Below are 9,585 nucleotides of genomic sequence, written 5' to 3'. Positions count from 1 at the left end.
AGACAGAAGCGGAGNCTTCCGGGGCGGCGGGCGGGACCGTGGCCGGTGGAGGAGCGGCGGCCGGGGTGTTCGAGGGCGCCGAGGTGGGTAAAGCGGCTGGGGCCGCTCATACGGGTGGGAAGAGGGCCGCCGGGGACGCGGCGGAAGCCGAGCAGACAGGAGCCAGGACGGTGGCAGCGAAGAAGACGGCGGACGTGACGGGGGCGGTCGGCGTGGCCGCGCCGACGGCCGGCGGTGTCGCCGAGGCGGCGCCGGAGGAGCTCGCCGTGAGGCCGGGCGAGGAGCCGTGGACGCCGGAGGAGGTGGCACAGGCCCGCGCCGAGCTGGAGGCCGAGGTCCGCCGCCTGCAGGAGGAACTCGCGGCGTCCGAGGAGGCCCTGTCCGGGCTGATGCGGGACTCCGGCGAGGGCGCCGGGCACGACGAGGCGGACACGGGCACCAAGAACATCACGCGGGAGCACGAGATGGCGCTCGCCGCGAACGCCCGCGCGGCCCTGGAGCAGAGCGAGCACGCCCTGCAGCGGCTGGACGCCGGGACGTACGGGCTGTGCGAGGTCTGCGGCAGGCCCATCGGAAAGGCCCGCATGCAGGCGTTCCCGCGGGCCACCCTGTGCGTGGAGGACAAGCAGAGGCAGGAGCGGCGCGGCTGAACCGTACGCGTGTGCCGTACCCTCGTCGCAGTCAGGTACCTAGGTTGAGGGACTCACGTGACAGAGGCGGAGCACGGCGTCGGTACGCCGGACGTTGACGACGAGCCCGGGGCGCCCGCCGGGCGGCCCGGGGGCCGGCGCAGGGTCGCGGTGCTCCTCGCGGTGGCCCTCGTCGCCTACCTGCTGGACCTCGTCAGCAAGATGCTCGTCGTGGCGAAGCTGGAGCACCGCGACCCGATCGTGGTCGTCGACGGCCTGCTGAAGTTCGAGGCGGTACGGAACCCGGGCGCGGCCTTCGGCATCGGCGAGGCGTTCACCGTCGTCTTCACCGCGATCGCGGCCGTCGTGATCGTCGTGATCGTGCGGCTGGCGCGCAAGCTGTACAGCCTGCCCTGGGCGATCGCGCTGGGCTTGCTGCTGGGCGGGGCGCTCGGCAACCTCACGGACCGGGTCTTCCGCGCGCCCGGCGTGTTCGAGGGCGCGGTGGTCGACTTCATCGCGCCGGCGCACTTCGCGGTGTTCAACCTCGCGGACTCGGCGATCGTCTGCGGCGGCTTCCTCATCGTGATCCTCTCCTTCAGGGGCCTGGACCCCGACGGGACCGTCCACAAGGACTGAGCGGCCGGTTGCCCACGGGGCCGACCGGGCCGGGCCGCCGACAGGGCATACTCGACGGGTGAGCACGATTCCCGAGATCCGTACGCTGCCCGTTCCCGACGGCCTGGAGGGCGAACGCGTCGACGCCGCCATCGCCCGCATGTTCGGGTTCTCCCGCACGAAGGCGGCCGAGCTGGCCTCCGCCGGGAAGGTCCTCGTCGACGGCGCCGTCGTCGGCAAGTCCGAGCGGGTCACGGGCGGTGCCTGGCTGGAGGTCGAGATGCCCGGCGCGCCCGCGCCGGTGCGGATCGTCGCGGAGCCGGTCGAGGGCATGGAGATCGTCCACGACGACGACGACATCGTGGTGGTCGTGAAGCCGGTCGGCGTCGCCGCCCACCCCAGCCCGGGCTGGACGGGGACGACCGTGATCGGCGGCCTCGCCGCCGCCGGGTACCGGATCTCCACCTCGGGCGCCGCCGAGCGCCAGGGCATCGTGCACCGCCTCGACGTGGGCACCTCCGGCCTGATGGTCGTCGCCAAGTCGGAGCGGGCCTACACGCTGCTGAAGGCCCAGTTCCGCGAGCGGGTCGTCGACAAGCGGTACCACGCGCTGGTGCAGGGCCACCCCGACCCGCTGAGCGGCACGATCGACGCGCCCATCGGCCGCCACCCGAACCACGACTACAAGTGGGCGGTCACCGCGGAGGGCAAGCCGTCCGTCACGCACTACGACCTGATAGAGGCCTACCGGGCGGCCTCACTGCTGGACATCAAGCTGGAGACGGGCCGGACGCACCAGATCCGCGTCCACATGGCGGCGCACCGCCACCCGTGCGTCGGCGACCTGACGTACGGGGCCGACCCGACGCTCGCCAAGCGCCTGCGCCTCACCCGCCAGTGGCTGCACGCGGTGCGCCTCGGCTTCGAGCACCCGTCGGACGGCCGGTGGGTCGAGTTCGGGAGCGACTACCCCGCCGACCTCCGGCACGCGCTGGACACCATCGCCGCGGAGAGCGCGTGACCGCCTACGAGGTGCGCGAGGCGCTGGGCGAGGAGGACCGCGAGGCGGCCTTCGCGGTCCGCCGCGCGGTCTTCGTCGTCGAGCAGGGCGTCCCCGCGGAGATCGAGTACGACGCGCACGACGCGACGGCCGTGCACGTCCTGGCCGTCCGCACCGCCGACGGCGCGGCCCTCGGCACGGGCCGGCTCCTGTACGGGCCGGACGCCGCGGACCGCACGGGCGGCGAGGACGGCGTGGGCTCGCTGGGCCGGCTCGCCGTCACGCGGGAGGCGCGCGGCCTCGGCGTGGGCGCGGCGCTCGTGCGGGCCGTCGAGGAGGCGGCGCGTGCGCGCGGCCTGAAGGCCGTGGACCTGCACGCGCAGACCCACGCGCTGGGTTTCTACGAGCGGCTGGGCTACGAGGCGTACGGTCCGGAGTTCCCCGACGCGGGGATGCCCCACCGGGCGATGCGCCGCACGCTCTGACCCCCCGTCCACACCCGGCGGGGAACGGCCTCGGCCCGGGGCGGCGACCCGTGCGCCCGGCCCCGGCAGCCGNCCCNGCCCTCCCCGGGCGGCGCGGCTAGCCGCCGTCCGGGCCCCGGTCCGGGGTGATGGTCGTGGCCAGGCGCGGCAGCGCGTACGGGTGGTGCTCGTACAGCCAGGCGATCAGCTGCTCCCGCACGGCGCAGCGCAGGCTCCACACGTCGTCGGCGTTCCGGGCGGTGACCACCGCCCGGACCACGATGGTGCTCGGCGTGGTGTCCGTCACCACCAGCGACCAGTCGCGCCCGTCCCAGTCGGAGGACTTCTCCAGGATCTCGTGGAGCCGCTCGCGCATCAGCCCGACGGGGGCCGCGTGGTCCAGGTGGAAGTAGACGGTGCCGGTGATCTGGGGGCCGCCGCGCGACCAGTTCTCGAACGGCCTGCTGGTGAAGTACGAGACGGGCATGGTGAGCCGGCGCTCGTCCCAGGTGCGCACGGTGAGGAAGGTCAGCGTGACCTCCTCGACCACGCCCCACTCGCCGTCCACGACCACGGTGTCCCCTATGCGGACCATGTCGCCGAAGGCGATCTGGAACCCGGCGAAGACGTTGCTGAGCGTCGACTGCGCCGCCACACCGGCGACGATGCCGATGATGCCCGCGGACGCCAGCATCGACGTGCCGACCGCCCGGAAGTCCGGGAACGTCAGCAGCATCGCCGCCGCCGCGACCACCCCGACCACGGCGGTGACGATCCGCATGATCAGCGTGACCTGCGTCCGGACGCGGCGCAGCCGGTCGAGCTGACGGGTCGTCGCGGCGTACCGCGCGTACGTGGCCTCGACGACCGCCGACGCGATGCGCACCACCAGCCAGGCGCTCGCACCGATGAGCACGAGCGTCAGCCCCCGGTCTATGCCCACCTCGTGGTCTTTGAGGAGCCCCCACGCGGTCTCCCGGTACGCCCCGCGCAGCAGTCCGGCCAGCATGACCGCCTTGAGGGGTATCCGGCAGCGGCGCAGCAACCCCCACAGGGGGGTCTCGGGGTGGCGGCAGTCGGCGCGCCTCAGCAGCACGTCGACCATCCAGCCGACGAGCAGGGTGAGCACGACCGAACCGCCGAGGACGGTCAGCGGACGCAGTACGTTCTCCATGGCTCCGAACCCAGGGCGGGTGGTGGGAGGACGGCCGCACGGGCATCCTGCTCCTCCACTCGGTCTACGGTCTCCGCCCGGCCGTGCGCGCGGCCGCGGACCGGCTGCGCGCCGCCGGGCACCAGGTGCGCGTGCCCGACCCGTGCGGGGGCAAACCGAGGGGATCCCGGAGGGGGCTCCGACGGTGCGGAGGGCGCACCGACGTGACGAGGGGCACGGTGCGGCGTCTCCGCCGCACCGTGCCCCTCGTCGTGTCCGGGCCGAGCCGCTCGGGCGGCTACGGCCGTGGGATCAGAGTGCGCGGTACGCAGTCCAGTGGTCCTGCATGCGCTTCACCTGGCCGGCGGTGAACTGGTACATGCAGGAGTCGTACGAGTAGTCCATGAAGTTGTGGATGGGGTCCACACCGGCCATGGTGGTGCAGGAGTCCTGGCCCGTCGGGCAGGCGTACGCCGGGGACTTCTCGGCGGGGGTGTCGGTGACGTAGTCGTTCTGGCTGGTGCAGCCGCCCTGGAAGGTGTGGTACAGGCCCATCCAGTGGCCGACCTCGTGGGTGCCGGTGTCGCCCTGGTTGTAGTTGGTGGCCGTGCCGCCGGGCACCGAGGCGTCGAGGACGACGACGCCGTCCATGGACGGGTTGGACCGGTAGGAGGACGGGAAGGTCGCCCAGCCGAGCAGGCCGCCGCTGAGGTTCGCGGTGTAGAAGTTCAGCGCGTTGGCGCCGCCCCGGCGGAGGGTGCTCTTCATCGCCTTCTCCGCGGTGGAACCGGAGGAGAGGTTGTACCAGGTGGCGTTGTTCGTGTAGGTGGTTCCGGCCAGGGTGAACTGGAAGCCGCTGGCGGTGTTGCCGGTGCCCTGACCGCCGAAGGCGGAGTTGAGGACGGCCATCTGGTTGTTGATGGCGGTCGAGCTCAGCTTGCCCTTGGTGCCGTCGTGGATGACGTGGAAGTACACCGGGATGGTGACCGCGGCGGTGGCCGCGCCGGCCCGGTTGCCGTCCGCCGACTTGGCCTTGGCGGCCTTCAGCTTCTGCTGGAGGTCGGCCTCCATGGCCTTGGCCTTGGCGGCGGTGACCTCGTTGGGCTCCTGGCGGTGCTCGTGGACGTCGCCGGTCGGGCGGGACTTGCGTGCGTGGGAGTCGTGGGAGTCCTCGTGGGTCTCCTCGACGCACTCCTCGGCAGCGGCGGCGGCGGCCGGCGTGGCGTTCACCTCGGCGGCGCCCGTCGGAGCGGAGAGGGGGAACAGGGCCAGGGTTCCGGCCAGGGCTGCCGCTCCGAGCACACGGCGGTGGGTCCTCGGGGATATGCGGACAAGAGCACGCATACGTGACTCCTAGTGGGGGGGTCTGGGAGGACTTTCCTCGCCGACGCCGGGAGACTACGGCGGCTCTGCGGACGCGCAGGAGGAGCGTTCCGGCCCGATCATCCTCCGGGACGGCGGGATGATACGGGCGATTTCTTGTCGTCTGTCCCCATCGGCCGAGACCGGAACGTGACGGAAGGGCCGAAGCGAGCGAGCGGTGTGTCCGGATTCGATCTACGGAACACACCGCCCGTCATGGCCTTGTGATCTTCAGTTAGCGTGCAGGGATTGGCTGAAAATCGCCCTTGCGTTCACCTCACCGCATGGGCGTGTACACCCGCTCGACTCGCTGTGTCCCGTTCAGCGTTCGGTACGAGCGCGTCCATCTGTCCGAAGAGTCCGGGTTCGTGCGGTCGGAGAGGACGTAGTAGTCCATCTGCGCCTGCTGCGGCGTCACGTCCAGGACGCCGTAGCCGTGGTGGTCCATGTCGATCCAGTGCACGTGCCGGTTGGCCGCCCGCAGCGCGGCGGCGGCGGCCAGGGAGGCGGTGCCCGCCGGCACGCCGAGGATGTCGTCGAGGTTGTCCGAGGTCACGGACGTGACGACGAACTCGGTGGCGGCCGAGGGGGACGCGGGATAGGTGGCGGCCGTGACCGGCACGTCGTTGGCCCAGGCCATGTGGACGTCGCCGGTGAGGAAGACGGTGTTGCGGACGGCCCGCTCCCGGAGGTGGGCCAGCAGTTCCCGGCGGTCGTCCGTGTAGCCGTCCCACTGGTCCACGTTGGGCGCCAGCCCGCCCGCCGGCAGGCCCAGCAATTCGGCCACGGGCTTCAGCAGGTGCGCCGGCAGGGAGCCGAAGGCGACCGGCGAGATCATCACCGACGTGCCCACCAGCCGCCACGTCGTGTCCGAGGACGCCAGCCCCGCCTTCAGCCAGTCCAGCTGGGCGCGGCCGGTGATCGTGCGGTCCGGGTCGTCGACCGCGCCGTTGCCGACGGACGCCTGCCGGGAGCGGAAGGAGCGGAGGTCCAGCAGGTGCAGGTCGGCGAGCCTGCCGTAGCGCAGCCACCGGTGGACGGTGCCCTCGGTGGAGGCGCGCACGGGCATCCACTCGAAGTACGCGCGCTTCGCGGCCGCCACGCGCGCCGCCCAGTCGCCCTCCGCGCCGGGGGTGTGGTTCTCCGCGCCGCCGGACCACATGTCGTTGGCGACCTCGTGGTCGTCCCAGATCGCGATCACCGGATGGGCGGCGTGCAGCGCCCGCAGGTGGGGGTCCGACTTGTAGGTGGCGTGCCTCAGCCGGTAGTCGGCCAGCGTGACGGTCTCGTGGCGCGGCTCGTGGGGGCGCAGGACGCGGTCGGTCCCCGGATACTCCCCGCTGCCGTACTCGTATACGTAGTCGCCGAGGTGGAGGACGGCGTCCAGGTCGGTGCGGGCGGCGAGGCGGCCGTAGGCGGCGAAGTACCCGGCCTCCCAGTTGGCGCACGACACGACGCCGAACCGGACGTTCTGCACCGGGTCGTCGTACCCGGGCGTCGTACGGGTCCGGCCCACCGGCGAGACCGCCTCGGCGCCGGCCGCCCCCGCGGTGAACCGGAACCAGTAGGACGTCGCCGGCCGCAGCCCGCGCACGTCCACCTTGACGGTGTGGTCGGTCCCGGCACCCGCCGTGACGGTGCCGCGGGCGACGGTCCGCGTGAAGCCCCTGTCCTCCGACACCTCCCACCCCACCTCGACGTCGGCGCCCCTGCCGGACCCCGGCACGGCGTCGGGGGAGGGCGTCACGCGGGTCCACAGCAGGACCCCGTCGGGAAGGGGGTCGCCGGAGGCGACACCGTGGAGGAAGAGGGGGGAGCGGACGTCCGCGACGGCGGCGACCGCGCCCGGGAGGAGCGCGGACCCGGCGACGGCCGTGACGGCGGCGGCCTTGACGACGGTGCGCCGGCTGGGGGCGGAGTGAAGGAGATCTCGACTGGTCATGGCGGAGCAGACTACCTGTCACATTACTGACGGGTAAGAGGCAAGTCCCGCTGTTCGGGGCGGAGTTCCCCTCTGTTCTCGCCCCTGGAACGGAACGGCCCGCTCCGCAGGGAGCGGGCCGTCCGCGGCCCGACCCGTGTCAGTCGAGCGACTCGTCCAGGACCCGCCCCTCGGGGAGCCGAGGCAGCGACTCAGGAAAGCTCCTGGGCTCCCGGCACTCACCGGCCCGGTAGGCGTGCCGGGCCAACTGGTAGGCGAAGTCGACGAGGATCTGCCGCAGTTCGTCCCCCTTGGCGCGGGTGATGCCGATGGTGGTGGCGTCCACGACCAGGGCGTGTGCGGGCAGTTCGCTTCTTGGCGGCGTGCACGGAACAAACACCGTGGCGAATCCGGGAGTCAGCGACAGCCCCCGGATATCCCGGACCACGAGATCAGGCGTCGGAGAGGCGGCGATCAGGCGGTGTGCCGGCGCCCTTCGTCGCGCGGCGGGAGCATCGGCTGCCGGAAGCCCGCTCGCCGCGGCGTTCCCCGGGACGGCGATCGCCCCCGCCGGGGGAGCGGGGGCGACCGGTGTCCGGAGTGCGGATCAGCCCTTGAGGGCCTTGTCGATGGCCGTGGTGAACTCGGGCGCCGTCATGGGGGCGTTCTTGCCGTTCGCGCCCGTGACCGGCTTGCCGTCCATCTTCAGGCTCGGGGTGCCCGTGACGCCGCTCTTGTCGAAGAACGCGGACATCTTCAGGGCCCAGGCGTCGAAGGTGCCCTCCTCGACGTTCTTCTCGAACTCCGCGTTGTCCTTCAGCTCCGGGACCGTGTCCGCGATCTTCAGGATGTAGGAGTCCTTGGCGAACTCGTCCTTCGACTCCTCCGGGTGGAACTTCGCCGAGTACATCGCGGCCTTGAACTTCATGAACGCGTCGGGGCTCACGTCGAGCGCCGCGCCGAGGGCGGACAGGGCGTTCTTGGAGCCCTCGCCGAGAGCGGCCTCGTCGATGAAGGTGGCGCCCACGTACTGGATCTTGTACTTGCCCGCCTCGACGTCCTTCTCGATCACCGGGCCGATCTGCTGCTCGAAGATCGCGCAGACCGGGCAGCGGGCGTCCTCGAAGACCTGGAGCGTCTTCTTCGCGGTCGGCTTGCCGATCACGACCGTGGTGCCGTTCTCGCCGGACGTGTTCTTGGGAGCCTTGACGTCCTCGACGCTCTTGGCCGCCTCCCACTGGGAGGGCTTGTTCGCCTGCACGACGGCGTAGCCGATGCCGCCGGCCAGGGCGAGCGCGGCCACGACGGAGACGGCGACGGTGATCTGCCGCTTCCTCTTGTCCCGCTTGGCCTGCCGCTCGCGCTCCTGCCGGAGCCGTTCGCGGGCCGCCGCCTTGTTGGCCTGGCTGTTGCGTGCGCTCATGGTGGTCTGTTCTCCGTGTTCTCGGGTGATCACCGGACGGTGACCGATGGGTGGGGATGCGTGGTCAGGCCGCTACGGGCCTGCGCGGCGGTCCCCTCCGGGCGACGGAGTGCACCAGGAGGCGCGTGTGCGCGGACGTGCGCCGGCGGGTGCCCGCGCGCGGTGCCGGCCGGGGCGCTGCGCCCCGCGCCGTGGACACCGCCCACGCCGCCAGCAGCGGGCGGAACGCCGACGAGCCGGCCGCCCGCAGCACCCGTCCCAGCGCCGCTTCGCCGTGCCGCAGCCAGGCGGCGGCGACCAGCCCCACCGCGACGTGCGCGGCGAGCAGCAGCCACGGCACGGTCGGGTCGCCGGAGCGCAGCAGTGCCGCGGCCGCGGTCTCCGGAACGGCGACACCGGACAGGGGCGCCCCCACGGCGTCGCCGCAGGGCACCTCCACGCCGACCGAGCGCAGCGACCCGGCGACCGGGCCGCCGGACGGTCCGTAGCAGGCGTGCTGCCCCACCGTGAACACGGTGTCCGCCGCCAGTTCCAGCGGGACGAGCAGCCCGGCGATCGGCCGGTACCCCCGCTCCCGGCCGGCGAGCGCGTAGGCGACGGCGAAGACGCCGGCCGCGACCGGGAGTACCGAGGTCAGCGGCAGCGGCACCCGGGACAGCAGCACGTGGGAGGCGGCGGACAGCGTCACGACCAGAGCCGTGAAGATCGCTGCCCGCACCCCCCTCAGCAAGGTCCCGGCCATGTCGTCCATCGTCCGAGAGTGTGCCACGGGCGGTGGTAAGAGGCTCCTAAAGGACGATGATCGGTGGGGACCCGGAATCCGACCGTTACGGAACGGGGCCTGCGGGGGTCCGGACGGCCCGTCCGCGCCCCCGCCGCCGGAGAACGCGCGAGGTCCGCACGTGGGCGCGGAGTCCGCCGGCGTCCCGAGGGGCCCCGCTCCGGCGGCCCCCTCCCCACCGACCGCCGCGGCCGCCGGCCGTCCCCGGGGCGGTGCCGAGCACGGAGGGCCCCG

General features: G+C 72.8%; 10 protein-coding genes and 1 pseudogene. 5 read left to right on the top strand and 6 right to left on the bottom strand.

Translation table 11 applies throughout. The annotated features are described in order from the left end of the window. The first annotated feature begins 170 nt into the window (after positions 1-170). Genes MW084_RS07155 through MW084_RS07140 form a run of 4 tightly spaced genes read left to right on the top strand, consistent with a single transcriptional unit; the run spans position 171 to position 2,732 of the window. The gene (locus MW084_RS07155) at positions 171-650 is read left to right on the top strand and encodes a TraR/DksA family transcriptional regulator (protein WP_010473436.1); all 480 of its coding nucleotides are present in this window, start codon (positions 171-173) and stop codon (positions 648-650) included. Between the two features lie 57 nt (positions 651-707). Then, the gene (gene lspA / locus MW084_RS07150; RefSeq protein ID WP_010473437.1) at positions 708-1,268 is read left to right on the top strand and encodes a signal peptidase II; all 561 of its coding nucleotides are present in this window, start codon (positions 708-710) and stop codon (positions 1,266-1,268) included. Between the two features lie 58 nt (positions 1,269-1,326). After that, on the top strand, positions 1,327-2,268 hold the full coding sequence (locus MW084_RS07145) for an RluA family pseudouridine synthase (RefSeq protein ID WP_010473438.1): 942 nt from the start codon (positions 1,327-1,329) through the stop codon (positions 2,266-2,268). Continuing rightward, positions 2,265-2,732, top strand: a complete 468-nt coding sequence (locus tag MW084_RS07140; RefSeq protein ID WP_010473439.1) for a GNAT family N-acetyltransferase — start codon at positions 2,265-2,267, stop codon at positions 2,730-2,732. Before MW084_RS07145 ends, MW084_RS07140 begins: the two co-directional genes overlap by 4 nt. Positions 2,733-2,829: 97 nt before the next feature. Here MW084_RS07140 and MW084_RS07135 read toward each other — a convergent pair whose 3' ends face one another. Continuing rightward, positions 2,830-3,885 (bottom strand): mechanosensitive ion channel family protein, encoded by a 1,056-nt coding sequence (locus MW084_RS07135; protein WP_010473440.1) that lies wholly within the window; start codon positions 3,883-3,885, stop codon positions 2,830-2,832. A 44-nt stretch (positions 3,886-3,929) separates the two neighbouring features. On the opposite strand from MW084_RS07135, the pseudogene MW084_RS07130 reads away from it, so the two are divergent. Next, a pseudogene (locus tag MW084_RS07130) lies at positions 3,930-4,026 on the top strand (dienelactone hydrolase family protein); the annotation flags it as partial. 150 nt (positions 4,027-4,176) lie between these two features. Here MW084_RS07130 and MW084_RS07125 read toward each other — a convergent pair. The 5 genes from MW084_RS07125 to MW084_RS07105 form a co-directional block, all read right to left on the bottom strand. Further along, on the bottom strand, positions 4,177-5,208 hold the full coding sequence (locus MW084_RS07125) for a zinc metalloprotease (RefSeq protein ID WP_050986829.1): 1,032 nt from the start codon (positions 5,206-5,208) through the stop codon (positions 4,177-4,179). A gap of 295 nt (positions 5,209-5,503) precedes the next feature. Next, positions 5,504-7,168 carry an alkaline phosphatase D family protein gene (locus tag MW084_RS07120; protein WP_010473442.1) on the bottom strand — a complete coding sequence of 555 codons (1,665 nt, stop codon included), beginning with the start codon at positions 7,166-7,168 and terminating at the stop codon, positions 5,504-5,506. Positions 7,169-7,307: 139 nt separating this feature from the next. Then, positions 7,308-7,595, bottom strand: a complete 288-nt coding sequence (locus MW084_RS07115; protein WP_275563520.1) for a hypothetical protein — start codon at positions 7,593-7,595, stop codon at positions 7,308-7,310. 159 nt (positions 7,596-7,754) lie between these two features. Then, complete coding sequence (locus MW084_RS07110; protein ID WP_010473444.1) at positions 7,755-8,570, bottom strand: thioredoxin domain-containing protein; 816 nt, start codon at positions 8,568-8,570, stop codon at positions 7,755-7,757. Between the two features lie 64 nt (positions 8,571-8,634). After that, the gene (locus tag MW084_RS07105) at positions 8,635-9,312 is read right to left on the bottom strand and encodes a hypothetical protein (RefSeq protein ID WP_010473446.1); all 678 of its coding nucleotides are present in this window, start codon (positions 9,310-9,312) and stop codon (positions 8,635-8,637) included. Positions 9,313-9,585 lie beyond the last annotated feature (273 nt).

It is taken from the genome of Streptomyces sudanensis, assembly GCF_023614315.1.
Lineage (GTDB): Bacteria > Actinomycetota > Actinomycetes > Streptomycetales > Streptomycetaceae > Streptomyces > Streptomyces sudanensis.
This window is presented reverse-complemented; position numbering and strand designations above follow the sequence as displayed.

What these genes read in the sequence shown, in the direction of transcription:
- MW084_RS07135 (WP_010473440.1), bottom strand. Translation starts at nt 3,885, where the DNA reads ATGGAGAACGTACTGCGTCCGCTGACCGTCCTCGGCGGTTCGGTCGTG.
- MW084_RS07125 (WP_050986829.1), bottom strand. Translation starts at nt 5,208, where the DNA reads ATGCGTGCTCTTGTCCGCATATCCCCGAGGACCCACCGCCGTGTGCTC.
- MW084_RS07120 (WP_010473442.1), bottom strand. Translation starts at nt 7,168, where the DNA reads ATGACCAGTCGAGATCTCCTTCACTCCGCCCCCAGCCGGCGCACCGTC.
- MW084_RS07110 (WP_010473444.1), bottom strand. Translation starts at nt 8,570, where the DNA reads ATGAGCGCACGCAACAGCCAGGCCAACAAGGCGGCGGCCCGCGAACGG.
- MW084_RS07105 (WP_010473446.1), bottom strand. Translation starts at nt 9,312, where the DNA reads ATGGCCGGGACCTTGCTGAGGGGGGTGCGGGCAGCGATCTTCACGGCT.